Here is a 26327-nt window from a genome sequence, read left to right on the forward strand (position 1 = left end):
AGGAGGAATGCTCATGGACCAACAACTCACCCTCGACCCGGCGCATACCGCGCTGGTCCTTATCGATCTTCAGAACAGCAACGTCAAGCACGATCTCGCGCCGCACAGTGCGGAGAACGTGGTCGGCAACTGCGTGCTGCTGGCGCAAGAGATGCGCGAACGCGGCGGCCTGGTCATCTACGTGCATGTGTTGCTGAACGAATTGCCGCAAGCGCCGGCCGATGCGCCATTGCGTCCGCAGGGCGCGCCGGCGGCGCCGCCCGACGCGTCCTGGCTGGCGCCGGAGGCCGGCGTCGAGGCGCGAGACCTCGTCATCGTCAAGCGCCAGTGGGGCGCCTTCTATGGCACCGAACTCGAGCAGCAGCTGCGGCGGCGCGGCATCGACACGCTCATCATGGGCGGCATCGCCACCAATTTCGGCGTCGAGTCGACCGCGCGCGCGGCCTATGACTTCGGCTTCAAGCTGGTGTTCGCCGAGGATGCGATGAGCAGCTTCGATGCCGATGCCCACCATTTCGCGTGCGAGAACATTTTCCCGAAAATGGGGAGGGTGCGTTCGACGCGCACCCTGATCGACGTGCTGCAGGCGGGGACCGGCGCCGCGTGACGCCGGCCGATGGACATCAACCGGCGCGCTGGATATCCGCCGTGATCTCGTAGGCGCGCAGGCGCGCCGCGTGATCGTAGATCTGTGAGGTGATCATCAGCTCGTCCGGCTTGGTCTTCTCGATGAAGGCGCGCAGCTGGTGAGCCACCGTCACGCGCGAGCCGATTGCCGAGCACGACAGCACGCTGTCGAGCATCATGCGTTCGGGCAGGTCGAGCGCTTCCAGGTAGCCGCTCACCGGCGGCTTGAGCTTGGTCGGGCGGCCGGTGCGCAAGTTGACGAAGGCCTGCTGCATCGAGGTCGCCAGGAAGTGCGCTTCTTCGTCGGTGTCCGCGGCGAACACGTTAAAGCCCAGCATGATGTACGGCTTGTCGAGCTGTTCCGACGGGCGGAAGTTGCTGCGGTACATGTCGATCGCCTGCATCATCATCTGCGGCGCGAAGTGCGAGGCAAACGCATACGGCAGGCCGAGGTGCGCCGCCAATTGGGCGCCGAACAGGCTGGAACCGAGGATCCACACCGGCACGTCCAGGCCGGCGCCGGGCACGGCCTGCACCGGACGGCGGGTCGAGCCGGCGAAATAATCCATCAGCTCCACGACGTCTTGCGGGAATTCGTCGGCATCCGACGCCAGGTTGCGGCGCAGGGCGCGCGCCGTGGTGTGGTCCGAGCCTGGCGCGCGGCCGAGGCCGAGGTCGATCCGGCCCGGATGCAGCGCCTCGAGCGTGCCGAACTGTTCGGCGATCACCAGCGGCGAATGGTTGGGCAGCATGATGCCGCCGGCGCCCACGCGGATGCGCGAAGTGCCGGCCGCCACGTGGCCGATCAGCACCGCGGTGGCGGCGCTGGCAATGCCCGGCATGCCGTGGTGTTCGGCCAGCCAGAAGCGGTTGTAACCCCAGCGCTCGCCATGTTGGGCAAGGTCGAGCGAGCGTTGGAACGAGGTGGCCGCATCGCTGCCTTCAGCGATCGGCGAGAGGTCGAGTATCGAAAAAGGAATCATGGATCCATGATACGCCGATGCGAAAAAGCGCGTGCGCGGCCACCCAAAAATGCCGGGGCCGCCACTTGGGTTAGTATTTCTTCATGATGCCAAAACACTTTTTTCGCATGCGTGTTGCGATCTTTCCTGCCGTCATGCTGCTCGCCGGCTGTGTCCACCTGCCGACTTCCATGAGCGCCGAATCCCGATTCAATCCGCAACGCGTGACCGCGATCGATCACGCCATCGATGCCGCGATCGCCGCCCGCAAGCTGCCGGGCGCGGTGTACCACCTCGAACGCGGCGCCGCCACCTACGAGCGCGGCTATGGACGGCTCAGCTATGAAGAGGACGCCGCCGCCGTCACGCCCGCGACCGTCTTCGATGCCGCCTCGCTGAGCAAGGTGCTGGTGACGGCGCCATCGGTGCTGATGCTGGCCGAGGAGGGCAAGATCGATCTCGAGGCGCCGCTCACAAATTATTTTCCGGAATGTACCGGCGGTGGCAAGGAAGCGATCACGATCCGCCACCTGTTGACGCATGTGTCGGGCCTGGCGTCGGGCTTGCCGGCGAAACCGGCGTGGCAGGGCAAGACGGCAGCGCTGTCCCTGGCCTGCGCGCAGTCGGTGACCCATCCGCCGGGCAGTTTCTTCCGCTACTCGGACATCAACTACATCCTGCTTGGCCTGCTGGTCGAGCGCACGGCGGGCGTGTCGCTCGACCGCTTCGCCCAGGAACGCATCTTCGCACCGCTGGGCATGCTTGACACCGGCTACCGCCCACTGGAACGCATGCCGGCGGCGCGCATCGCGCCGACCCAGCGCGGCGCCAGCGAGGCGGCGCAGCTGCCCACGGCGCACGGCGACCTGGCGCCGGGCGCGCCGCTGCAGGGCGTGGTGCACGATCCGACCGTGCGGCGCATGGGCGGCGTGGGCGGCTCGGCCGGCGTGTTCTCGACCGTCGGCGACGTCGCCCGCTTCGGTCGCATGCTGTTGGGCAATGGAGCACTCGATGGCGTGCGCATATTGCAGCCGGAAAGCGTCCGCCTGCTGACGACGGTGCAGTCGCCGTCCGGCATCGCGGCGCTGCGGGGGATGGGCATGGACATCGACTCGCCCTATGCCAAGCGTCCGCGCGGCAATGTCTATCCGATCGGCAGCTATGGCCATACAGGATTCACCGGCTGCATCCTGTGGGTCGATCCACAGTCACAAAGTTTGTATGTCTTCCTGTCGAACCGGGTCTATCCGGACGACCGCAGCGTGGTGCTGCCGCTGTACACGCAACTCGGGACACTCTCTGCGCAAGCTGCACTGGAAGCTCTGCAGTAGGCGAAAGATGGGCGCAAGATAGTGGAAATTAAAAGACGATGATGTATTTCCGAGCGGCTACCGTGCGCTCCCATCCGTAGCATGTCCCTACACTGGAACTCCTCACTCGACGCAGCACGCCACCAAACCGGCATGTGCGCCGGGTACCGCCCCTGACTCATTAGTTACATTGAGGAGAACACCATGAAAATGAATACGTTACTCAAAGGAATGCTCGGTGCTTCGGTTGCCGCCGCCATGTTCGGCGCCACAGCGGTCAACGCCCAGACCAGCACCACCGGCTCGACCACCACCGGCCAGTCGGGCCAGATCGGCAGCAGCACCAGCAGCCAGACCGGCAGCATGCGCGACCAGACCAGCGGCAGCTCGTCGACCGGCGCGACCGGCAGCATGCAGAGCACCGATCCGCAACACCAGCGTGACCGCGACCGCCGCAGCAAAACCGGCACCAGCAGCGGCACCTCGGGCACGAGCGGCACGACGGGCACCACCGGCACCACCGGAACGACCGGCACCTCGGGAACGACCGGCACCACGGGTACGACCGGCACCACCGGCACGACCAGCGGTTCGAGCGGTTCGCTGGGCACCGGCACCAGCGGTTCCACCGGCACCATGGATGACACCGGCCGCACCGGCACCTCGACCGGCACCACGGGCACGACTGGCGCCACCGGCACCACCGGTACGACCGGCACCACCGGTACCACTGGCACCACCGGCACCACCGGCCGCGGCTACTGATCCAGCCGATAGCGCTTCAGCAGTAACGGCGGCGTCCCCGGCCGCCATCTTGAACACCGGCTCGCGCCGGTGTTCGCGTTTCTGGCGCGCGTTTCCTTTCGTTCAGCGCATGCCGCGCCGTGCGCCGCCGCGCCTGTCCTGCGGCGGCAGCGCATCGCCGGGCGCCAGCGCGATCTTCGCCAGCGGCGTCGGCGCCGGGCCGTGCAGCACCTTGCCCTCGGTATCGAAACGCGAGGCGTGACAAGGGCAATCCCATGAGCGTTCGGCGCCGTTCCAGTGCACCGCGCAACCGAGGTGGGTGCACCTGGCCGACAGCGCATGCAGGCCGCCTTCGGGATCGCGATAGACCGCCATCCGGCGCAAACCGTCGCGCAGCACCGCGCCTTCGCCGGGCGGGATCTCTTGTACAGAATCGACTTCTCCGCCGCGCAGCCAGTCGCCGTAGCGCGCCGCTACATTTGCCTGTGCGCTGGCGAATTCGCCCAGCCCGTGCACCGGTTTACGCGCCGGGTCGTACAGCGCGCTCCAGGGATTCGGCCGCTCCATGATCAGGTCGGTCACCAGCATGGCGCCGATGGTGCAGTGGGTCATGCCGTTGCCGGAGTCGCCCGTGATCAGGTAGACGTTGTCGTCGTCCATCGGATTGCGGCCCAGGAAGGCCAGGCCGTCGCTCGGCTCCATCACTTCGCCCGACCAGCGCCAGGCCAGTTCGCGCGCCATCGGGAAGCGCGCGCGGGTCCAGCGTTCGAGCTCGTCGTAGCGGTGGCCGGGATGCGCGTCCTGGCCCGTCTTGTGGTCGGCCCCGCCCACGACCAGCACCTCGTCGCCGTCGGCACCTGGCGCTAGCCGCACATAGTGATAGGGCTCGTCCAGGTCCCACAGCAGCAGGTGCGGCAGCGCGCCGTGCGGCACCCGCAAGCCGATCACGTAGGTGCGGTAGCCGGCCTGCTTGGTGTGCATGACGACGCGGTCGTTGAACGGCGTGTGCGTGGCCACCACCACGTCCCGCGCCCGGATCTCGCCACGGTCGAGCGACACGATCTGGCGCCGGTGGTCGCCGCGGATGCGGTGGGCGTGGCTGGCGCCATGGATGCGGCCGCCGCGCCGGATGAAGGCGCGCGCCAGGCCGTCGAGGTATCTGAGCGGATGGAACTGGGCCTGGCCCGGATAGCGCACGGCGGGGCCGGTCTCGAACCCCAGGCCCGGCACGCCGGCGACCATCTCGGCCTGCACGCCGGCGCGCACGGCGGCGTCGCATTCGCGTTCGAGCCGCGGCCCGTCGCCCGCATCCCCGGCCACAAGATAGCCGTCCAGGTGTTCGAGTTCGCAAGCGATGCCTTCCTTGCGCACGATGGATTCGACCATCTGCAGCGCATGGGCATAGCTGCCGGCCACCAGGCGCGCCTGGGCGCGGCCGAAGCGGCGCTCGATGCCGTGGTACCACTCGTCGGGCGGGAAGAAATGGGCGGTGGTGCGGCCGCTCTCGCCGGCGCCGACGCCGAGCGCGTCGACGACCACCACGTCCTTGTCTTCGCACGCCAGCAGATAGGCGGCGGTGAGGCCGGCGATGCCGGCGCCGATCACGCACACCTGGGCTTCCTGCGCGCCGACGAGCGGGGGAAAGACGGGCACCGTGGCGGTGTCCATCCAGAGCGAAGTCGAGCTGCCGTTCGTCGCGCCCAGCATGATGATGGCCTCCGTCGCCGGTATGGTCGCCACTGCATGCTAGCGCGCCGCCGCGAAGGATGTAGCACGATCGCGCCATGTGCCTCCGGCCTCTACCAGGTGCAGATGTCATCACGATGAAAAATTGCAGATTGGATAGCAAGATTTGACAAAACCGGGGTCGCGGATGCCGCCAGAATGCGTTTCATACATAAACACCAAGAGACGCCCGAACGTCCTGGAAGTCGCGACCGCAAGGGTGTGTAGAACAACCAACCTGGTTTTGGAGAGGCACATGAACGAGTTGAAGGCACGGCAGTACCAGCGCACCGCGATCGCGGCGGCGGTGGCAGGGGTGGCGATGTCGATGGGACAGGCCTGGGCACAGGAGGCGCCCATCGCGGGGCCGCAGACCGTGGTGGTGACCGGGGTGCGCGCCGCGCTCGAGCAGTCGCTGCGCCAGAAGCGCAACGCAGACGCCGTGGTCGAAGTCGTGACCGCCGAGGACATCGGCAAGATGCCCGATAAAAACGTGGCCGACGCGATCCAGCGCCTGCCGGGCGTGAACACGCAATCGTCGGCCGGCGGCGAGGGCGGCTTCGGCGAGAACGACCGCGTCAGCCTGCGCGGCACCAGCCCCAGCCTGCAGCAGACGCTGTTCAACGGCCATGCGATCAGCACCGGCGACTGGTTCGTGCTGAACCAGATCGGCGGCAACGTCGGCCGCTCCAGCAGTTTCTCGCTGCTGCCGTCCGAGCTGGTCGGCTCGATCGTGGTCCAGAAAAGCCCCACCGCCGACCTGGTCGAAGGCGGCGTCTCGGGCGCCATCAACGTCATCACGCGCCGTCCGCTCGACTTCAAGCAGCAGCTGACGGTCGAGGGTTCGGTGCAGGCCAACTACAACGACCTCTCCGGCAAGACCGAGCCGCACCTGTCGGGCCTGGTGAGCTGGAAGAACGCCAGCAATACCGCCGGCATCCTGATCCAGGGCTTCTCCGAGAAGGCCAGCGTGCGCCGCGACGGCCAGGAAATCCTGGGCTACACCCCGATCAGCGCGACCAGCGCGGCGGCCATCGCCAACCCGGCGCTGGCCGGCGTGATCGTGCCGACCTTTATCGGCGCCGCCCTGTTCGAGCAGACCAAGAAACGCGAAGGCGGCGCCTTCGACATCGAGGTGCGGCCGAACCGCGACCTCACGCTGGACCTGAACGGCTTCTATTCGAAACTCGAAGCGCCGCACCAGAACACCAACTCGCTGGCCGCCCCGGCCAATTCGATCAACAGCCTGGGCCTGATTCCGATCAATCCGGTGGTGCGCAACAACACCCTGGTGGGCGCCGAGTTCACCCGCAATGCGGGCGAGGTCGACAATATCTACCGCCCGGATGCGGGCGGCGAATCGTGGTATCTCGACTTCAACGGCAAGTGGCGCGTCAGCGAGCGCTTCAGCCTGTCGGGCAAGGTCGGCAAGACCCATGGCGTGGGCTGGGACCGCGACGACGTCTACTACCAGAACAACGTCGACGGCGGCATGGTGTATGCCTTGAACGGGCTGTCGCCGGCCTCGATCAGCTACCCCGGCGGCAACACCGCCGTGCCCGGCTCGACCGCCTGGGCCGGCGGCGGCGAATCGCAGTCGGTGGACAAGGAAGAATACGCCCAGCTCGACGGCGAGCTGCGCCTCGACAACCCGACCTTCCAGTCGCTGCGCTTTGGTGCGCGCTGGACCGACCACAAGCGCACCGCCGAGCATCCGCTTGAAACCCGTCCCGGCCCGGTCGGCTTCACCAATCCACAGCCGGCCTGGAGCGGCCAGATGTATCCGAGCGACTTCGGCAGCGACATCGGCGGCTACAGCGGCATCCCTTACTTCAAGTACGACGGCGCGGCGCTCGGCGCCTGGGGCGCGATCCCCGGCAACCGCCTGCTCGACTACGTGCTGCGCCATAACTGGATGAACGAGTTCGAGGTGGCCGAGAAGACGACGGCGCTGTACGGCATGGTCGACTTCGGCGGCGATGGCTGGAGCGGCAATATCGGCCTGCGCGCCATCGAGACACGCCAGCGCACGGTGGTCAACCTGCCGGGCGGCCCGACGCCGATCACGGGGTCGGCCTTCGGTCCCTACACCCCGACCACGTTCAAGCGCACCTACCGCGACTACCTGCCGAGCGCCAACCTGAAATATGACCTGACGCCCGACCTGACGATTCGCACCGCGCTGGCCAAGACCATCGCGCGGCCCGACTACAGCGCGCTGGGCGGTTCGGTCTCGCTCAACGACGACGCGCTGAGCGGCAGCGGCGGCAACGTCAATCTCGATCCGGTGCGCTCGACCAACTTCGACATCGGCGCCGAGTGGTACTACGCGCCGAAGGCGCTGCTGTCGGCCGGCCTGTTCTACATGGACCTGCGCTCGATCGTGGCCCAGGGCACGTCGACCGGGAGCTATTACAACAACAAGCGTGAGACCTTCACCGAATACCAGATCACGTCGCCCTACAACACCAGCGGACGTAACCGCGGCGTGGAGCTGAGCTGGCAGCAGCCGTTCCTGGACAACTTCGGCATGCTGGTCAACTACACCTATGCCGACGGTGAGCTGGACGATGGCGGCGAGTTGCTCAACTCGTCGAAGAACACCTACAACGTGACCGGTTACTTCGAAAACGAGCGCTTCTCGGCGCGCCTGGCCTACAACTGGCGTTCCAAGTACAAGGCCGGCGTGGACCGGGGCGCCAGCCAGCACGTGGACGACATGCCGTCGCTGGCGGCCTCGGTCAACGTCAAGCTGACGGACAAGCTCACGCTGACCTTCGATGCGCTGAACCTCACCAACGAGACCATCAAGATGTACGCCGAAAACGAGGACCGGCCGCGCGCCTTCTACTCGAACGGCCGTACCTTCTACCTCGGCCTGCGCGGCAAGCTGTAATCGACCGGGGAGGCGCCGCGCGCGCCTCCCCAACCTGGAATCAATCCCATGACGTACCGACCAGAGGGCGGCCCGGCGATCGCGATCGCCTGGGAATGCCTGAGCAACTTCACACGCGACGACGCGTTTACCGCGCAGCTCACGCTGCGCAACGATGGCCTTGATGCGATCGCGCCCGGCTGGACCCTGTGCTTCAACACCTGCCGCAAGATCCTGCCCGAGACCGTCAGTGCCGGCTTTCGTGCCGCCCACCTGAACGGCGACCTGTTCAGCCTGGAACTACCGGGCGGTGGCGCCTGGTTGCCCGAGCAGGAATATGTCATCGAGTACGAGTCCCTGCACTGGGCGATCAGCATCACCGATGCGCCTTTGGGCTTCTATCTGCTGGATGCGGCGGGGAGGGCGTTCGACCTGGGCGATCCTGAGATCGCTCCCTTCGTGCGACCGGAACAACGCCACCGCATGCGCGGCGACCTGCTGCCCACGGCCGATGCGGCCTGGCGATTCGAACAGAATGCGGTGCTGTCGCTGCTGGACGACGACGCCGTCGGGCGCATCACGCCGCGCCCGCGCATGGCGCGCTTCGATGCGCGCAGCTGTGTGCTCGGGCGGTCGACGCCGATCGACGCCAGCGAAGGGCTCGACAATGAAGCGGCGTTCCTGCGCTCGCTCCTGGCAACGCTGCCCGAGGGGGTGGGCGACGCCCGCATCGTGCTCGAGACCGATCCCGCGATGGAGTCCGAAGCCTACCGGCTGGAGATCGCGCCGGAGCGCGTCGTGGTGCGCGGCGCCGGCGCGCACGGCGTCTTCAACGGCCTGCAAAGCCTGGCCCAGCTCCTGGCGCAGGATGGCGCGCTGCCATGCGGGACGGTCGTGGACACGCCGCGCTTCGCCTACCGCGGCATGATGCTCGACGTCGCCCGCCATTTCTCCAGCGTCGACACCGTGCTGCGCCTGCTCGATTGCATGGCGCGCTATAAACTCAACCGCTTCCACTTCCACCTGACCGACGACGAAGGCTGGCGCCTGGCGATCGCCGCGCTGCCCGAGCTGACCGAGGTCGGCGCCCGGCGCGGCGTTCCCGCGCCGGGCGAACAGCCCTGCCTGCCGCCGTCGTTCGGCTCCGGCGCCGACACCCGTTCGCCCGGCGGCAGCGGCTTTTATGGCGCCGACGAATTCGTGACCATCCTGCGCCACGCGCGGCGCCTGCACATCGAGGTGATCCCCGAATTCAATATGCCGGGCCACGCGCGCGCGGCGGTCGAGGCGATGCGGGTGCGCCATGCGCGCCTGATGGCGGCGGGAGATATCGCCGGCGCCGAAGAATACCTGCTGAGCGATCCGGATGACGCATCAAGCTACGAGTCGGTGCAGCTGTGGCATGACAACGTGATGTGCATCGCGCTGCCCTCGGTCGACCGCTTCATCGACACCGTGGTCGCCGAGGTCGCGGCGCTGTACCGGCAAGCCGGCGCGCCCTTGCGCGTGCTGCACACCGGCGGCGACGAGGTGCCGGTCGGCGCCTGGCTCGGCTCGCCCGCCTGCCAGGCGCGCATGCGCGCGCACGGCTGGCTGGAGGCGCGCCAGTTGCGCGACGACTTCCAGGCGCGCTGCCGCGCGATCCTGGCGCGTCACGGCATCGCCTTCAGCGGCTGGGAAGAGACCGCGCTGACCTCGAACGGCGCCGGCCAAGGCGAAGACGTCTACGTGTGGAACAACGGCTGGGGTTCCGGCCAGGAAGACTGCGCCAACCGCCTGGCCAATGCCGGCCACGAAGTGGTGCTGTCCAGCGCCGCCAGCCTGTACTTCGACTTCGCCTACGCCAAGCATCCGCAGGAACCGGGCTATTACTGGGCCGGCTTCATCGATACCCGTGAACCCTTCGGCATGGTTCCCCTCGATGCGCCGCTGCTGCCTCAGCATGACGCAATGGGCCGTGCGCCGACCCTTGCGCAAATAGCGGCGCTGGCCCCGCTCGACGCCGGCGGACGCCAACGCGTCAAGGGCTTGCAGGGGCAGCTGTGGGGCGAGAACGCGCGTTCGCGCGAACGGGTCGAGTACCTGGCGCTGCCGCGCCTGATCGGCCTGGCCGAACGGGCCTGGAGCGCCGACCCCGGCTGGAAGCATCCCGACGAACTGGCCGCCGACTGGAATGAATTCGCCAACCGCCTCGGCCAGCGCGAGCTGCCGCGCCTGGACCGCCTGGCGCAGCCCTGGGCCTACCGCCTGCCGCCGCCCGGCGCGGTGGTCGAGGAGGGCTGGCTGCATGCGAATATCGCCCTGCCGGGCCTGGCCGTGCATTACACTCTGGATGGCAGCGAGCCCGGCGCGCACAGCCCGCGCTACACGGCGCCGGCGCCGCTCGCCGGCAGCCGCAGCGTGAAGCTGGCCAGCGTCGACACCCGTGGACGCGCCAGCCGCATCGTCACCCTGAATCTGGAATTGCCATGACCGCGATGAACGACGCCCCTGCCGCCACGGCCTTGAAGGAAAGACGCCGTCATCCGCTGTCCTGGGTGCCGACCCTGTACCTGGCCCAGGGCCTGCCGTTCTACGCGGTGGCCCTGGTGGCGGGCCAGATGCTCAAGAGCATGGGCGTGCCGAACGACCAGATCGCGCGCTGGACTGGCTTATTGGGCCTGGCCTGGGCCTTCAAGGCGCTGTGGAGCCCGTTCATGGAACTGGCTCCCAGCCGGCGCCTGGCGGTGGTCGCCTGCCAGCTGATCGGCGGCGCCTGCCTGGCGCTGGTGGCGCTGGCGCTGCAGCTGCCGGCGTGGTTCGCCCTGTGCATCGCCTTGCTGGCGGTCGTCTCTCTGGCTTCGAGCACGCACGACATCGTCGCCGACGGCATCTATATCGCCAGCCTGGACGCGCGCGAGCAGGCCGCCTATGCCGGCTGGCAGGGCGCCTTCTTCAATGCGGCCAAGTTCATCTCGCTGGGCGGCCTCCTGATCCTGGCCGGGGCGCTGGAACAGCGCTTCGGCATCGAGGCCGCCTGGACCACCGTGTTCCTGCTGCTGGGCGGGCTGATGGCGCTGCTCGGGCTGTACCACGTGCGCGCGCTGCCGGCCACGCCCAGGGTGGCCAGGGCAGGACTCGGCCTGGGCAGCATCGGCGCCACCCTGCTGGACGTGATCAAGACCTTCTTCGCCAAGCCGGGCATCTGGCTGGCGATCCTGTTCATCATCCTGTTCCGCGCCGGCGAAGGGCAGATCCAGTCGATCGGCCCGCTGTTCCTGCGCGACGCGCGCGAAGTCGGCGGCCTGGGCCTCACCACCGCCGAAGTGGGCTGGGCCTACGGCACGGTCGGCACCGCCGCCTTTTTGGTGGGCAGTATCGCCGGCGGCTACTTCACGGCCTGGCTCGGCTTGACGCGCGCGCTGCCGATCCTCATCCTGGCCATGAACCTGCCGAACGCCGCCTTCTGGTACCTGAGCCATGCGCAACCCGAATCGATGGCGCTCATCGTCGGCCTGCTGGGGATCGAGATGTTCGGCTACGGCTTCGGCTTCGTCGGCGTGATCCTGTTCATCATGCAGGTGGTGGCCAGCGGCCGTTACCAGGCGGCCCACTACGCGCTGGGCACCGGTTTCATGCAGCTGGGTTTCGTGTTGTTCCGCACGATCAGCGGCGATATCCAGCAGGCGCTGGGCTACCGCGACTTCTTCCTGTGGGTGCTGCTGGCCAGCGTGCCGGTGCTGGTGCTGAGCCGCTTCATGCGGATCGCGCCCGCGGATAAGTCCGCCTCTAGCGCTTCTTGACCGGCAGGGCCAGCCAGCCGCGCCAGAGTCCGTCGCCGTCGCGCTCGACCTTCTGAATGTGCGGGCGGGTGGCGTCCAGCCGCCACACCGCCTGGCGCTCGAGCCAGTCTTCGTACATCGCACGAAAGCGCGGCCAGTCGCCGTCGAAGTCGAGGCAGGCGTAGCTGCCGGCCGGCAGCACGCGCAGGCCGAGCGTCGGATCGTCGTCCGGCGCATCGGCGCCAAAGCCGCCATCCGGCGGCGCCGCGCCGAAGCCAAAGTCGTAGCAGTATTCGCGCTCGCCGGTGAAGCCGGGATCCTCGTCGAACACCCCATACCAGGACGCGCCGCGCGCCAGGCTGGAGCGTTCGCGCTCGCAGATGAAGGCATTGCAGGCCAGCGACAGGGCGGCGCCCGACTGGCCGAAGAAGCGCTGGTAGCGCAGCTTGATGCCGGGCAGGCTGCGCACCGTGACGCGGGCGGCGACACTGCCCGGTTCGGGCGGGCAGTAGGGCGCCTGCAGGGCCGCCAGGTTGCTCGGCTCGGCCACGAAGAAGCTGACGTCGCTCTCGCGCCCGACCTGGGCGTCCATATAGGCGCGCCAGCCGCCGTCGCGCCACTCCTTGGCCGACATCGCGAACTGCTGGCGGAAGGCCTTGGAAAAGGCCGCGTTGGACGGGAAGCCGCAATCCTGGGCGATGCGCCCGACCGGCACGTCCGGCTCGTGGCGCAGCAGGTGGGCGGCGCGGCGCAGGCGGCGCTTGCGCTGGTATTCCACCGCCGAGAAACCGGTGAGTTCGCGGAAGATGCGGTCGAAGTGGTAGCTCGAATAGCTGGCCGAGGCGGCCAGGCTGCCCAGGGCCAGCGGGTCGCCGACCGAATCGAGCATCAGGTCCATCACCTCGTAGAGGCGCGAATCGCGCGCGGTCGCCCGCCCGGCGGGTGGCGAATCCACGCGCGTGCGTGGCATGGGAGATGCGGTGGGGAGTGCGGGAGCGGGCATCGCATAACGTCATTACAAGACTGAATCGATTATGCGGCCAAACCCCTTTGTATGGCGAACTGTGTGTACTCACGACAACACTCTGAGCTTGCGCAATGGTACATGCGTTTTCGTATAAAAAGTATAAGATCCGTCATGACGCAAGAAGTCCTGCTGCGCTGCAATAAGTGATTAAATCACTTACAATGATGAATTATTTAAAACATAAGACGCCGACGCGCGTTACTGTCTACGGGAGAAGACATGCAGACAGCACTCTCGGCGGGTTTCATCCTTGCCATCGTTTTGTGGGGCGTGATCGCTCCTGACAGCATGGGGGCGGTGTTCGACACCGTCCTCGCATCCGTGACCCGCAACTTCGGCTGGTTCTACCTCTGGGTGGTGCTGGGCCTGGTGGCCTTCGCCCTGTTCATGGCCTTCAGCCGCTACGGCAACCTCAAGCTGGGCGACGAGGACGACGAGCCCGAGTTCTCGATCGGCAGCTGGTTCTCGATGCTGTTCGCCGCCGGCATGGGCATCGGTCTGGTGTTCTTCGGCGTGGCCGAGCCGATCTCGCACTACATCGACGCGCCGCCGGGCACCGTGTCTGCCACCCCGGAAGCGGCGGGCGTAGCGATGCGCTACACCTTCTTCCACTGGGGCATCCATCCGTGGGCCGTCTACAGCGCGGTGGCGCTGGCGATCGCCTTCTTCCAGTACCGGCGCGGCGGCGACGCCCTGGTCAGCACCGCGACCGGGGCTTTGCCCTGGCCGCTCGTCAAGCGCATGGGCGGCCTGTTCAACGGGCTGGCGGTGGTGGCCACCGCCTTCGGCGTGGCCGCTTCGCTCGGCCTTGGCGCCATGCAGATCAACAGCGGCATGAACACGGTGTTCGGCCTCGCGATCAGCGAATATTCGCAGATCGGCATCATCCTGGTCGCCACCGCCCTGTTCCTGGGGTCGGCGATCAGCGGGGTGACGCGCGGCGTCAAGATCCTGTCGAACATCAACATGACCATGGCGGCCGTGCTGGCGCTGGTGGTGTTCCTGGTCGGCCCGACGGTGGCGATCATCGACACCTTCACCAGCACCCTGGGCAGCTACGTGACCGAGTTCGTGCGCATGAGTCTGCGCGCCACCCCGTTCCGCGACAGCAACTGGGTCGGCAGCTGGACCATCTTCTACTGGGCCTGGTGGATCTCGTGGTCGCCGTTCGTCGGCCTGTTCATCGCGCGCGTCTCGCGCGGACGCACGATCCGCGAATTCATCATCGGCACCATGCTGGCGCCGACCCTGGCCGCCTTCCTGTGGTTCTCGATCTTCGGCGGCACCGCGCTGCACATGGAGATCTGGCAGCAGATCCCGATCTCGGACGCGGTCCGCGCCGACACCTCGACCGCGCTGTTCGCGCTGTTCGACGCGCTGCCGCTGGGCCTGATCATGTCGGCCGTGGCCACGGTGCTGGTGCTGGTGTTCTTCGTCACCTCGGGCGACTCGGCGGTGCTGGTGCTGGGCATGATGAGCAGCGGCGGCAACCCGAACCCGTCCACCAAGACCAAGCTGATGTGGGGCGGCCTGATCGCCGGCATGGCGATCAGCCTGCTGCTGGCGGGCGGCCTCAAGGCGCTGCAGACGGCCACCATCGTGTTCGCGGTGCCGTTCTCGCTGGTGATCATCCTGATGCTGGTCTCGCTCTACCGCGCCGTGTGCGAGGACTGGACGGCGCACGAGAAGCGCGAGCGCGAACTGCGCCGGCGCATGCGCCAGATGGTCGAGAAATAAGTGGAAAGAAGCGCGCCCCTGGACGGGGCGCGCGAAGTCTTACGTGGCCAGCATGCGCAGCAGCAGGCCGGTGATGTAGGCGCAGTAGGTGCCGAGCGCATAGCCGATCACCGCCAGCAGCACCCCGACCGGGGCCAGCGCCGGGTGGAAGGCGCTGGCGATCACCGGCGCCGAGGCGGCGCCGCCGATATTGGCCTGCGAGCCGACCGCCATGAAGAACAGCGGCGCCCGGATCAGCTTGGCCACCAGCAGCATCAGGCCGCCGTGCACCGCGATCCAGATCAGGCCCAGCAGGAACAGCCACGGGCGGTCGAGCAGCGCGTTCAGGTCCATGTGCATGCCGATGGTCGCCACCAGGATGTACAGCATGGCCGAGCCGATGGTCGAGGCGCCGGCGCCTTCCAGCTTGCGCGCCCGCGTAAAGCTCAGCAGCAGGCCGAAGGTGGTGGCGTACACCACGATCCAGAAGAAGCTCGAGGTGAGGCTGTAGTCCTGCAGGCGCCATTCGGCCGGCAGGCTGGAGATCCAGGCGACGGTGGGGCCGGTCAGCGCATGCGACAGGCCGGTCGCGCCCAGGCCCACGGCCAGCACCATCATCACGTCGGTGAGCGTCGGAATGCGCGCGTGCTCGGCCTGATAATGTTCGATCTTTTCCTTGAGCGCGTTGATGGCGGAGACGTCGGCGCCGGTCCAGCGGTCGAAGGCCTGGGCGCGGCTGGCCAGGAACAGCAGCACCGCCATCCAGACGTTGGCGACCAGCACGTCGACCGCCACGAACTGGCCGAACAAGGTCGCTTCGACCTCGAACACTTCCTTCATCGCGGCCTGGTTGGCGCCGCCGCCGATCCAGGAGCCGGCCACCGTGGTCATGCCGCGCCAGGTGTCGCCGGCCACGGTTTCGGGATGGATGAAGTCCATCGCGAGGAAAGACACGATGGCGCCCAGCATCACGCCCAGGGTGCCGGTCAGGAACATGATGATGGCCTTCGGGCCGAGCCGCAGGACGGCGCCGAAGTCGATCGCCACGCACAGCAGCACCAGCGCCGTCGGCAGCAGGTAGTCGCGCGCCACCGGATACAGCGAAGAAGCATTGCCATCGATGATCCCCGCCGTATTGAGCAGCGCCGGGATCAGGTAGCACAGCAGCAGGGCCGGCACATAGGTGTAGAACTTGTGCCAGAAACCGGATTTGCGGGAAGCGCTCCAGAAGACGGCGCCGAGGATGACGGCCAGCATGCCGAGGACGACGGCATCGTTGGTGACCAGCGGGGAATTCTGCATCGTGGGTCCAGGTAAAAGGGGAGAGGGCGGCCGTCCCGTCGCGACGGGGGCCGGACGGCGCATTCTACATTTTTTGCCTTAATAATCATGTCTTTACGGCATCAAAAATACCATGCGCGGTTTCGCGTGCCTGTCGCCGGTTTGTCCCGCTGACGTCGCGTGCGGGCTGCGGATGTATGGTGAAATGCCGCTTCATCCAGTCACTTCGGAGGTGCGGCATGGCGCAGGCATTCAAGGCGGGCGACAAGGTGCAGTGGAAGTCGTCGCAGGGCACGGTCACGGGCAAGGTCAAGAAAAAGCTGACCACGCCGACCGACATCAAGGGCCACCACGTGGCGGCGTCGAAGGATAAGCCCGAATACCTGGTGGCCAGCGACAAGACCGGGGCCGAGGCGGCGCACAAGCCGGGATCGCTCAAGAAGGTATGATGGACTGCGCTTAAGATTCGCTTCACCTTCGCGCGGCATGCTCGGCGGCGGGTCGGACTTTTTTCCCGACCTGCGCCATACTGGCGTTCCCCAGTTGCCGGAACCTCGCATGCGCATCCTGTTAGTCGAAGACGATACCTCCCTTGGCGAAACCATCCAGGCTTGGCTGCGCCTGGACCAGCACGCGGTGGACTGGGTCCAGCGCGGCGACTCGGCCGACACCGCCCTCAAGACCCACCATTACGACTGCGTGCTGCTCGACCGCGGCCTGCCCGCTTTGTCCGGCGACGACCTGCTGGCGCGGCTGCGCAAGGCCGGCAACGGCGTGCCGGTGATCCTGATCACCGCCTTCAATGCACTGGCCGACCGGGTCGAGGGGCTGGACCTGGGCGCCGACGACTACCTGGTCAAGCCGTTCGAGCTCGAAGAGATGTCGGCCCGTATCCGGGCCGCCGTGCGGCGCGGCGCCAACCAGGCCGCGAACGAATTGCGCCACGCCGGCATCGCCCTCAACCTCGACACCAAGCAGGCCACCCTGGGCGGCCAGCCGGTCGCGCTGACCGCGCGCGAATACAATGTGCTGTACGCGCTGCTATTGAGGAAGAACTCCATCGTCACCCGCGCCCAGATCGAGGAAACCCTGTACGGCTGGGGCGACGAGGTGGAAAGCAATGCGATCGAGGTGTACATCCACAACCTGCGCAAGAAATTTGGGGGCGACAGCATCGTGACGGTGCGCGGCCTGGGTTACCGGTTGAAGAACGATGGCGAATAAGGCAAGCGACAAGGATGCGCCGTGGTCGCTGCGGCGGCGCCTGCTGGCCGTCATCGTCGCCGCCAGCACCGTGCTGTGGCTGGCGAGCCTGGGCATCGTCACCGTGATCGCCTGGCAGGAAACCAACGAGGTGTTCGACGACGCGCTGGAAGAGTCGGGCTACATGATCATGGCCGCCACCACCGACTGGAACGAACGCGGCCTGCTGCCGCAGGCGGGAGCGGGCGGCGCGCACGGCCGCAAGGTCGACATGCAGTACCAGATCGTGGTCGACGCTCGCGTGATCCAGCGCACCGGCGATGCGCCGTTGCGCCCCTTCGTGTCCAATTTCGACGATGACAACGGCTTCGCCGAGGCGCTGGCCAATGGCGAGCGCTGGCGCGTGTTCGTGGTGCGCGACGAGGCCCGCAACTTCGAGGTGCAGGTCGGCCAGCAGGTGGATAAACGGTACGACATCCTGGAAGAACTGGCCGATTCGCTGTGGCTGCCGGTGTTGGGTTTCCTGCTGCTGCTGGCGCTGGTGTGCTGGATCCTGACCGGCCGCGTCCTCAAACCCTTGCGCCGCACCGCCGCCAGCATCGCGGCCAAGACGCCCGACGACCTGGCCCAGGTGCCGACCGCGGGCCAGGCGCGCGAGGTGCTGCCGATCGTGCAGGCGCTCAACGGCGTACTGGGACGGCTGGACGCGGCCCTGCAGGCCGAGCGCCGCTTCACCGCCGACGCCGCCCACGAGCTGCGCACGCCACTGGCCGGCCTGCATATGCACGTGCAGCTGCTGCAGCGTCAGCATCCCGAGCTGGCCGCGCCGTTCCAGAAGCTGCGCCAGGACATCGCGCGCCTGACGGCGCTGGTCGACAGCCTCTTGACGCTGGCGCGCCTGGATCCGCTGGCGCGCGAGCAGCTGGTGCGCCAGCCGGTCCTGCTGGCGCCGTTGTTCGAGCGCGTGGCCGCCATGCATGCGCAAGAAGCTGCCGCGCGCCGCATCGGTCTTTCGCTGCGCTGCGAGGTGCAAGAGGTGCAGGCCGATCCGCAGATGCTCGAGATCGTGCTGCGCAACCTGGTCGACAACGCGTTGCGCTACTGCCCGGACGACAGCCGGATCGAGATCGCGGCCGTGCCCCACGCCGGCCACGCGCGCATCGTGGTGCGCGACGACGGCCCCGGCGTCGATGCCGACAGCCGCCAGCGCCTGACCGAGCGTTTCTTCCGCGTGCTGGGGCAGGGGCGGCAGGGCAGCGGGCTCGGACTGTCGATCGTCAAGCGCATCGCCGACCTGCACGGCATCGTGCTGGCGTTCGGGCCCGGGATCGATGGCCGCGGCCTGGGCGTGACGCTGGACCTGCCCTCTCTCCAGATTATCCACCTTGGGTAAATGTTGGTACTTGTATTAAGCCAACTCGGCATTATGTGCGGGGCATGCTAAAACAGAAACTGAACTGGAAGCGGCCCCTGTTTTACGTTCTTCTGCCGATCTTTTTCGTCATGGCTTTCCTGGGCTTTCCATTGCCGGTCGCCCCGCCGCCGGCCACCAAGCCGGCGCAGGAGCAGGCTGTCGTCGTGAAAAAGAAGAAGAAACGCATCGGATTATTGATGCGTAAAGAGGAGCGCCAGGACGACGCATCCTGAGCAGGGAAAACCACTGAAAGCGACCATGGACCAACCTGGCCGGCTGCACGCGTTCGACAATCTTCGCGCAATCATGATGTGGCTTGGCATCGTTCTCCACGTCGCCCTCAACCATACGACCGGTCAATCGCCCCTGCCATGGCGCGATTCGCAGACAACACCGCTGGCCGACTTCGTCCTGATGTTCATCCACGCCTTTCGGATGCCAGTGTTCTTCATCCTGGCCGGCTTCTTCGTCGCATTCCTTGTCGCGCGCCGTGGGGCGCTGGGCATGCTCAGGCACCGCATGCGGCGGCTGCTGCTGCCGTTCGCGATCTTCTGGCCGATCCTGATCATCTGCACCACCGTCCTGATGCTCGTCTACTTGCACATCATGGCGCGCGGGACGGTCGGCATCGATCTGCGGCTGCTGGCGAACAAGAGCGCCGGCGCGACACCGTTCAACACGATGCATATGTGGTTCATCTATTATCTGATCTGGTTCTGCGTGCTGACCGCGGCGCTGGCGCCGCTGTGGGCCAAGGCGCCCGCCGGACTGCAAGGCCTGGTCGACCGTGTCTTCACAGCGCTGACCACGCATTGGTGTGGCGCCCTGGTGCTTACGGTTCCGCTGGCAGCCGTCGGCGCAGGCTACCGGGCCGGCATGCTCGCTTCCAGCGGCTCTTTCATCCCGCAAGCGACTGAGGTCGTGCACAACGGCCTGTTCTTCGTGTTCGGATTGCTCGCACATCGGCACCAGGATGCGCTGTTCCCACGGCTCATAGGCAGTGGCTGGCGCAACGCGATTGCCGGCGGTGTCGTATTCACAGGCGTACTCGGCCTGTTTATCGCCTTCGTCACCAGGCCCGGGACTGTGCCCAACGTCGAGATGTGGATCGCCTTTTTCTACAACCTGGCCAGTTGGCTGTGGAGCTTCGCGCTGATCGGCCTGTTCTTGCGCTATGTGTCGAACCAGAACCGCTTGCTGCGTTATGTGTCCGAGAGTTCGTACTGGGTATTTCTGATGCACATGCTGGGAACGATCGGCTTCGGCGCCATGGTATACAGCTTGCCGCTGGGCGCCCTCGCCAAGATGACGCTGAACCTCATCGTCACGACAGTCGCCTGCCTGCTGACCTATCACCTGTTCGTGCGTAACACCTTCATCGGGGTGCTGCTCAATGGCAAACGCCAGCGTCTCCAGGCCTCTTAAGATCGGTTTAATGTCCGGCCGTTGTAATGCGCCTGTGCCTGCCCAGGACGCAGGCGAACCCAACAGACCAGACAAAGGACCGACCATGAAACGCTTCTTCCAATTCTCTTGCATCGCCGCATTGTTCGCCGGTTCGGCCGTCGCCGTCGCCCAGAATGGCGCCGCGCCTGCCGCCGCTCCCGCGGCAGTCGCCGCACCGGCCGCCAAGCCGGCGCCATCGGGCTATACCGGCCCGTCCGGCGCCCCGCTGATGACGGCGAAAGACTTGCTGGCCAAGGGCAAGGACGACCAGTACGTGCGCCTGAAAGGCAAGCTGACCAGCCACAAGGGCGACGAGGACTATGAGTTCACCGACGCCAGCGGCAAGATCACCGTCGAGATCGACGCCGACCGCTTCCCGCAGGGCGTGACGGTCGACCACAACACCCTGGTCGAGCTGACCGGCGAGTTCGACAAGGAGATGTTCGGCGAATCGACGCTGGACGTCGAGCAGATCAAGGTCGTGAGCAACTGAGTCCCCATGCGGCAGGCGTGGGCGATAATGGCGGTTTGACCGCCACGCCACGCCGCCCATGTACTACGATCACGCCGACCTGACGCGCAACTTCGACACCGGCACCCTGCAGCGCGGGGAAGATGTCGCGCGCAAGGGCAAGGTGCGGATGGCGCGCCGCGACGGCGACCGGCTCGTCGGCGAAGTCAGCGGCAGTGGCAACGAGCTGTACCGCCAGACCATCCGTTTCCGCGCTGAGCGGGGCGGCATCGGCTTCCAGGGCAGTTGCAGCTGTCCCATGAGCTATAACTGCAAGCATGTGGTTGCCGTGCTGCTGGCGGACCTGGATGCGGTGGCGGCTGCCAGGTCGCCGCAAGCGGTAGCCGCGCTGTCCGAGCGCTGGTTGCAGCAGCTGGCGAGCTTGCCGGCCACCGTGGACGGATCTTCCGGCGGCGCCTCCGAATCGGACCTGGCCTGGGTGCTGGCGCCCGACCCGGCCACGGGCGCGCCGCGTCTGCACGTGCGCCTCGCGCGCCGGCGCAAGAACGGCGATATTTCCACCACCCTCCCGATCAACGATATTCATGCAATGATCGGCTCCCCGGCATTGCCTGGCGAAGAGGAATTCCTGCGGCTGTTCGTGGCGTTGAAGGCAGGCCGGGTGGTCGCCAGCGGCGCCGCGCCATCGGGGCCGATCGGCGCGCAGTTGCTTGGGCGCTTGTGTAGCGCGGGAAGGCTGCTGTTTGGCTGGTCGGACGACGACATGCGGCGGGGAAGGGTCTATCTCATGCGGCCCGGGCCGCGGCGCCAAGCGAGCCTGTGCTGGCGATCCGCCGAACAATTCGGCGATGCCGTGACATTGGGCTGGCAGTTCGACGATGCCGGCGCGCCAGATGCGGTGCTGCCGACCGACCCGCCGTACTACCTCGAGGATGACATGCTCGGCGAGCTGGCCTTGCCGCCGTCGCTCGCGCAATTTCCTCCGGCCTTGCTGGTGAGCGTGGCGGCCGAGGCGCCCGCGCTGCACCCCGAGCAGCGCGCCGGCATGGCCTTGCGCCTTGCCGATCTCGGCCTGGACCGTTTGGTGCCGCTGCCACAGGCAATCGAGACGCGGCGCCGCAGCGACATCGTCCCCATCCCCTGCCTGCTCCTCGACAGCGGATATACCGACCCGGGCCGGGACCTGATCTGGCATGACTACGCGATTCCTTATTTCGAGTACGACGGCTGCAGCACGGACGGTGTGGACGAGCCGGTCCTGCGCACGGTGGAGGATGGCGTCGTCCAGCTCATCGAGCGCGATTTCGCCGCCGAAGCGGAGGCAGCCGCCATGCTGGCCGATCTAGGTTTCCGCGCGCCGCCAGCCGGTTCCCCGCTGGCCGACTTGCCCGATGCGCTGCAACTGGACGACGAAGCGGCCTGGGTCGCTTTCGCACGTCGTGATATCCCACGCCTGCGTGCGGCCGGATGGGAGATCGATTTCGATGGCAACTACCGCTACGACCTGGCCGAAGTCGACGACTGGTATGCGGAGCTCGACGAAGAAGGCGAGGGCGGCAATGGCTGGTTCTCGCTCGAGCTGGGCATCGTCGTCGGCGGCGAGCGCCATGCCGTGTTGCCCCTGCTGGTGCAGATGGTGCGCGCCGCGCCGCGCGACTTCACCCCGGCGGCGCTGGCCGCGCGCGGCGACGAGGAACACCTGCTGGTCGAGCTGGACACCTTCGAGCGCGTCGCCCTGCCGTGGGGTCGCGTCAAACCGATCCTGACCACCTTGGGCGAGCTGTACTTCGGCGAGCGCCTGGGCAATGGAGTGCGCCTGCCGGCCATGGATGCCGCGCGCCTGGCCGAACTGGAGCGCGCCGCGCGGCTGCGCTGGATCGGTGGCGAGCGCCTGCGCGAGCTGGGCCGCAAGCTCGACAGTTTCGGCGGCATCCAGGCGGTCGCGCCGCCCGCGGGCTTGCAGGCGTCCTTGCGGCCCTACCAGCTGGGCGGCCTGGCCTGGCTGCAGTTCCTGCGCGAATACGGCTTCGGCGGCATCCTGGCCGACGACATGGGGCTGGGAAAAACCGTCCAGACCCTGGCCCACATCCTGCTCGAGAAAGAGGCCGGGCGCCTCGATGCGCCGGCCCTGGTCGTGGCGCCGACCAGCCTGATGCCGAACTGGCAGGCCGAGGCGGCGCGCTTCGCGCCCGGCCTGCGGGTGCTGCTCCTGCACGGCAAGGAGCGCGCCGCGCAGTTCGACGCCATCGGCGAGCACGACCTGGTGCTGACCACCTATGCCCTGCTGGGCCGCGACGAAGACGCGCTGCGCCGGCACCGCTACCACCTCTTGATCCTGGATGAGGCGCAGTACATCAAGAACAGCCGCACCAAGGCGGCCCAGGCCGCACGCCTGCTCGACGCGCGCCATCGCCTGTGCCTGACCGGCACGCCGGTGCAGAACCACCTGGGCGAACTGTGGTCGCAGTTCAACTTCCTGATGCCGGGCCTGCTGGGCGACGAGCGATCGTTCAAGGCCGATTACCGCAGGCCGATCGAGCAGGGCGGCGACGTGCAGCGCAAGGATTTCCTGGCGCGGCGCGTGAAACCCTTCATGCTGCGCCGGACCAAGGACAAGGTGGCCACCGAGCTGCCGCCCAAGACCGAAATCGTGCTGCCGGTCGAGCTGGGCAGCGCGCAGCGCGACCTGTACGAGACAGTGCGGGTGGCGATGGACCGCAAGGTGCGCTCCGAGATCGACCGCAAGGGCCTGGCGCGCAGCCACATCGTGATCCTCGAGGCCCTGCTCAAGCTGCGCCAGGTGTGCTGCGATCCGCGCCTGATCGAACCAATGAGCGCGAACGGCTCGGCCAAGCTGGACACCCTGATGGAGCTGCTCGGTACCTTGATCAGCGAAGGCCGCAAGGTGCTGGTGTTCTCGCAATTTACCAGCATGTTGTCCCTGATCGGCGCGGCCCTGCGCGAGCGGGGCGCCGATTTCGTCGAGCTCACCGGCAGCACGCTCGACCGCGCCGCCCCGGTCGCCGCCTTCCAGCAGGGGCAGGTCGGGGTGTTCCTGATCAGCCTGAAGGCCGGCGGGGTAGGGCTCAACCTGACGGCGGCCGACACCGTCATCCATTACGACCCCTGGTGGAACCCGGCCACCGAGAACCAGGCCACCGACCGCGCCTGGCGCATCGGCCAGCAGCAGCCGGTCTTCGTCTACAAGCTGATCGCGCGCGGCACGCTGGAAGAAAAAATCCAGGAGCTGCAGTGGCGCAAGGGTGAGCTGGCCGATGCGGTGCTGAGCAATGAGGAAGAGACCGAACTGGCGCCGGGTCTGCAGGCGGACGACTTGCGCGCCATTTTCTCCCTGGATGCTAGTCCTGCACCACGCTGACGCGCGCGAAGCGCAGGTTCTCGAACACCTTGATGCGCCCGGTCAGCGGCCACCAGTCGTACAGGAAGATCTGGGCCGGCCGCCACATCGCCACCCAGCCGATGATGGTCAGGCTCTCGCGCGCGATCCTGGCGAAGTGACCGCTGGAAAACGTCTCGATGGCTGCCGCCAGCAACAGGCAGCTGACGACGAAGGCCACCCCGATCGCCAGGCTGATGCGGCCCTGGCGCAGCAGTTGCTTCAGCTCGCCGCGCACCAGTTCCACCTTGTAGCCGTAGTAGTTATGGATCGCGTCCGCGACCATGTCGCCAGCCTGTCCCACTGGCGGCAACTGCTCGACGTGGATGTTCAGGTGCAGGAGGCTGGCCGGCGGCAGCGACAGCGCCCAGTTCTCGATGTAGGCCTCGCAGGCGTGGTCGAGGTCCTTGTTCAGGAATGGCGCCGGATCGAGCGAATTGAACAGCTGCTGCAGTTCGCGCACGCGTAGCTCGAGCGTGTGGGTGGGTTGTTCACTGATGTGCATGCGGCAAGCGTACCGCAGGGCATCACCATGGGCAACCGCGGACGCTCATCCACTGACACGCTGCGGGAAGCGCTCCGTCAGCCAGTCGATGAACACGCGCAGGCGCTGCGTCAGGTGGCGGCTCTGCGGGTACACCACATGGAACGGAAAGCCGGCCGGGCGCCAGTCGGCCAGGATCTCGACCAGCGATCCATCCCGCAGGTGCTTGCCGGCGCAATAGCTGAAGGTCTGGACGATGCCCAGTCCGGCCACGGCGGCGGCCAGGTGCGCATTGCTTTCATTGATGCCGACCCGGTGCTCCACCTTGATTTCCACGCTCTCGCCGCCGCGCGCGAACCTGAACGGCAGGGCGCGGCCATTCGTGGTCAGGACATAGCTGACCAGGCGATGGCCGTTTTTCAGCTCGTCCGGATAGGCCGGCGTGCCGAACTGCTTCAGGTAGGACGGCGCCGCGCAGGTGACCATCGTGGCCCGGCCGATGCTGCGCGCCACCAAGGACGAGTCGTTCAGCGCGCCGCCGCGGATGACGCAGTCGACGTTGTCGGCGATCAGGTCCGCGGCCCGGTCAGAGACGCCGAGCTCGATGCGGATGTCGGGATAGCGCGCCAGGAACTCGGGCAGCGCCGGCAGCAGCACGTCACTGGCCGTCGACGAGCCGATGTCGATGCGTAGCTGGCCACGCGGCTTGCCGCGGGCGATATCGAAGGAGGTGTCGATCTCTTCCAGGTCGGCCAGGATGCGCCCTGTCTTCTCGTAGTAGTCGCGTCCCTCCGGCGTGACCGTGACGCGGCGCGTGGTCCGCTGCAGCAGCCGCACACCGAGGTGCGTTTCCAGTTCGCGCACCAGCTTGCTCAAGGTGGCGTTCGGCATGTTCAGCGAATCGGCGGCGCGGGTGAAGCTGCCGGCTTCCACCACGCGGCCGAAGGCGCGCAGGGCGAGTAACTGGTCCAAGAGTGTCCTTCCCGAAAAGAGATCCCATTATCTACGTGTGTAAATAATGTATTTCACTTTTCAGGATTTATCAATAAACGAGCGGTCGTTAAAGTTCATCCATGCCTTCGCGACGCGACAGGCACACAACGGACCCCGACTACTGAAAGGACATACCATGAACACCCAACTGAACGGCAAGATCGCCCTCGTCACCGGCGGCACCACGGGCATCGGGCTGGCGACGGCGCGCGAATTCGCGGCCCAGGGCGCGCGCGTCTACGTCACCGGCCGTCGCCAGAACGAGCTGGACGCCGCGGTCGAGGCGATCGGCCCGGCCGCCACCGGCATCCGCGCCGATGCGTCGAGCCTGGCCGACCTCGACAAGGTGTATGCGCAGATCGCGCGCGACGCGGGGCGTCTCGACATCCTGTTCGCCAATGCCGGCGGCGGCGACATGATGCCGCTCGGCGCCATCACCGAAGAGCACTTCGACCGCATCTTCGCGACCAATGTGCGCGGCCTGCTGTTCACCGTGCAGAAGGCGCTGCCGCTGCTGGTCGACGGCGGCGCGATCGTCCTGACCGCGTCGACGACTTCGGTGCAGGGCACCGCGGGCTTCAGCGTCTACAGCGCCAGCAAGGCGGCGGTGCGCAACTTCGCCCGCTCGTGGGCGATGGACTTGAAGGAGCGCGGCATCCGCGTGAACGTCATCAGTCCCGGTCCGATCCGCACCCCGGGCCTGGGCGGGCTGGTCGACGACGCCGGCCGCCAGGGCCTGTTCGACCACCTGGCCGCGCAAGTGCCGATGGGGCGCCTGGGCGAGCCGGAAGAAATCGGCAAGGCCGTGACCTTCCTGGCCTCGAACGCCGCCAGCTACATCAACGGCATCGAGTTGTTCGTCGACGGCGGCATGGTCCAGGTCTGAGGCG

General features: G+C 67.0%; 21 protein-coding genes. 15 read left to right on the plus strand and 6 right to left on the minus strand.

Features of this window, described 5'->3' with window-relative positions; genetic code table 11:
- The first annotated feature begins 13 nt into the window (after positions 1 to 13).
- On the plus strand, positions 14 to 607 hold the full coding sequence (locus KY496_RS21550; RefSeq protein WP_219862368.1) for an isochorismatase family protein: 594 nt from the start codon (positions 14 to 16) through the stop codon (positions 605 to 607).
- A 16-nt stretch (positions 608 to 623) separates the two neighbouring features.
- Here KY496_RS21550 and KY496_RS21555 read toward each other — a convergent pair whose 3' ends face one another.
- The gene (locus KY496_RS21555) at positions 624 to 1610 is read right to left on the minus strand and encodes an LLM class flavin-dependent oxidoreductase (RefSeq protein WP_005663033.1); all 987 of its coding nucleotides are present in this window, start codon (positions 1608 to 1610) and stop codon (positions 624 to 626) included.
- A gap of 170 nt (positions 1611 to 1780) precedes the next feature.
- Between KY496_RS21555 and KY496_RS21560 the strand changes: the two genes are divergently transcribed.
- Both KY496_RS21560 and KY496_RS21565 read left to right on the plus strand, forming a co-directional pair.
- Entirely contained in the window at positions 1781 to 2920 is a 1140-nt protein-coding gene (locus KY496_RS21560) for a serine hydrolase (RefSeq protein ID WP_157225403.1), read from the plus strand.
- 183 nt (positions 2921 to 3103) lie between these two features.
- Positions 3104 to 3664 (plus strand): hypothetical protein, encoded by a 561-nt coding sequence (locus tag KY496_RS21565; RefSeq protein WP_184238098.1) that lies wholly within the window; start codon positions 3104 to 3106, stop codon positions 3662 to 3664.
- A gap of 102 nt (positions 3665 to 3766) precedes the next feature.
- Here KY496_RS21565 and KY496_RS21570 read toward each other — a convergent pair whose 3' ends face one another.
- Positions 3767 to 5350, minus strand: coding sequence for an FAD-dependent oxidoreductase (locus tag KY496_RS21570; RefSeq protein ID WP_219862370.1), 1584 nt, complete (start codon positions 5348 to 5350; stop codon positions 3767 to 3769).
- A gap of 274 nt (positions 5351 to 5624) precedes the next feature.
- Between KY496_RS21570 and KY496_RS21575 the strand changes: the two genes are divergently transcribed.
- The 3 genes from KY496_RS21575 to KY496_RS21585 are packed head-to-tail and all read left to right on the plus strand — an operon-like array spanning position 5625 to position 12025.
- Entirely contained in the window at positions 5625 to 8264 is a 2640-nt protein-coding gene (locus KY496_RS21575; RefSeq protein WP_219862371.1) for a TonB-dependent receptor, read from the plus strand.
- Between the two features lie 48 nt (positions 8265 to 8312).
- Entirely contained in the window at positions 8313 to 10715 is a 2403-nt protein-coding gene (locus KY496_RS21580; protein ID WP_219862373.1) for a family 20 glycosylhydrolase, read from the plus strand.
- Positions 10712 to 12025, plus strand: coding sequence for an MFS transporter (locus KY496_RS21585; protein WP_219862375.1), 1314 nt, complete (start codon positions 10712 to 10714; stop codon positions 12023 to 12025). Before KY496_RS21580 ends, KY496_RS21585 begins: the two co-directional genes overlap by 4 nt.
- On the opposite strand, the gene KY496_RS21590 is transcribed toward KY496_RS21585, so the two are convergent.
- Positions 12012 to 12974, minus strand: coding sequence for an AraC family transcriptional regulator (locus KY496_RS21590; protein WP_219862377.1), 963 nt, complete (start codon positions 12972 to 12974; stop codon positions 12012 to 12014). The two genes, KY496_RS21585 and KY496_RS21590, sit on opposite strands and share 14 nt — an antisense overlap.
- Positions 12975 to 13250: 276 nt before the next feature.
- Between KY496_RS21590 and KY496_RS21595 the strand changes: the two genes are divergently transcribed.
- Positions 13251 to 14768, plus strand: coding sequence for a BCCT family transporter (locus tag KY496_RS21595; protein ID WP_219862379.1), 1518 nt, complete (start codon positions 13251 to 13253; stop codon positions 14766 to 14768).
- Positions 14769 to 14807: 39 nt separating this feature from the next.
- Here the strand turns inward: KY496_RS21595 and KY496_RS21600 are convergent, their stop codons facing one another.
- Positions 14808 to 16049 (minus strand): DUF819 domain-containing protein, encoded by a 1242-nt coding sequence (locus tag KY496_RS21600; RefSeq protein WP_219862381.1) that lies wholly within the window; start codon positions 16047 to 16049, stop codon positions 14808 to 14810.
- A 218-nt stretch (positions 16050 to 16267) separates the two neighbouring features.
- Here KY496_RS21600 and KY496_RS21605 point away from each other — a divergent pair, with 218 nt between their 5' ends.
- The 7 genes from KY496_RS21605 (at position 16268) to KY496_RS21635 (ending at position 23942) form a co-directional block, all read left to right on the plus strand.
- The gene (locus KY496_RS21605) at positions 16268 to 16477 is read left to right on the plus strand and encodes a DUF2945 domain-containing protein (protein ID WP_219862383.1); all 210 of its coding nucleotides are present in this window, start codon (positions 16268 to 16270) and stop codon (positions 16475 to 16477) included.
- Between the two features lie 109 nt (positions 16478 to 16586).
- Complete coding sequence (locus KY496_RS21610) at positions 16587 to 17252, plus strand: response regulator (protein ID WP_219862385.1); 666 nt, start codon at positions 16587 to 16589, stop codon at positions 17250 to 17252.
- Positions 17242 to 18624, plus strand: coding sequence for an ATP-binding protein (locus KY496_RS21615; RefSeq protein ID WP_219862386.1), 1383 nt, complete (start codon positions 17242 to 17244; stop codon positions 18622 to 18624). Before KY496_RS21610 ends, KY496_RS21615 begins: the two co-directional genes overlap by 11 nt.
- Positions 18625 to 18668: 44 nt before the next feature.
- The gene (locus KY496_RS21620) at positions 18669 to 18878 is read left to right on the plus strand and encodes a hypothetical protein (RefSeq protein WP_005663012.1); all 210 of its coding nucleotides are present in this window, start codon (positions 18669 to 18671) and stop codon (positions 18876 to 18878) included.
- Between the two features lie 25 nt (positions 18879 to 18903).
- Entirely contained in the window at positions 18904 to 20070 is a 1167-nt protein-coding gene (locus tag KY496_RS21625) for an acyltransferase family protein (RefSeq protein WP_219862388.1), read from the plus strand.
- A gap of 85 nt (positions 20071 to 20155) precedes the next feature.
- Entirely contained in the window at positions 20156 to 20584 is a 429-nt protein-coding gene (locus KY496_RS21630) for a YgiW/YdeI family stress tolerance OB fold protein (RefSeq protein WP_219862391.1), read from the plus strand.
- Positions 20585 to 20642: 58 nt separating this feature from the next.
- Positions 20643 to 23942, plus strand: coding sequence for a DEAD/DEAH box helicase (locus KY496_RS21635; RefSeq protein ID WP_219862392.1), 3300 nt, complete (start codon positions 20643 to 20645; stop codon positions 23940 to 23942).
- Here the strand turns inward: KY496_RS21635 and KY496_RS21640 are convergent.
- On the minus strand, positions 23923 to 24465 hold the full coding sequence (locus tag KY496_RS21640; RefSeq protein ID WP_005663008.1) for a hypothetical protein: 543 nt from the start codon (positions 24463 to 24465) through the stop codon (positions 23923 to 23925). The two genes, KY496_RS21635 and KY496_RS21640, sit on opposite strands and share 20 nt — an antisense overlap.
- A 45-nt stretch (positions 24466 to 24510) precedes the next feature.
- Positions 24511 to 25416 (minus strand): LysR family transcriptional regulator, encoded by a 906-nt coding sequence (locus KY496_RS21645; RefSeq protein WP_219862394.1) that lies wholly within the window; start codon positions 25414 to 25416, stop codon positions 24511 to 24513.
- A gap of 157 nt (positions 25417 to 25573) precedes the next feature.
- Between KY496_RS21645 and KY496_RS21650 the strand changes: the two genes are divergently transcribed.
- The gene (locus KY496_RS21650) at positions 25574 to 26323 is read left to right on the plus strand and encodes an SDR family NAD(P)-dependent oxidoreductase (RefSeq protein ID WP_005663005.1); all 750 of its coding nucleotides are present in this window, start codon (positions 25574 to 25576) and stop codon (positions 26321 to 26323) included.
- The last annotated feature ends 4 nt before the right edge of the window (positions 26324 to 26327 follow it).

Origin of the sequence: Massilia sp. NP310 (genome assembly GCF_019443485.1) — a bacterium.
GTDB classification, from domain to species: Bacteria; Pseudomonadota; Gammaproteobacteria; order Burkholderiales; family Burkholderiaceae_D; genus Telluria; species Telluria timonae.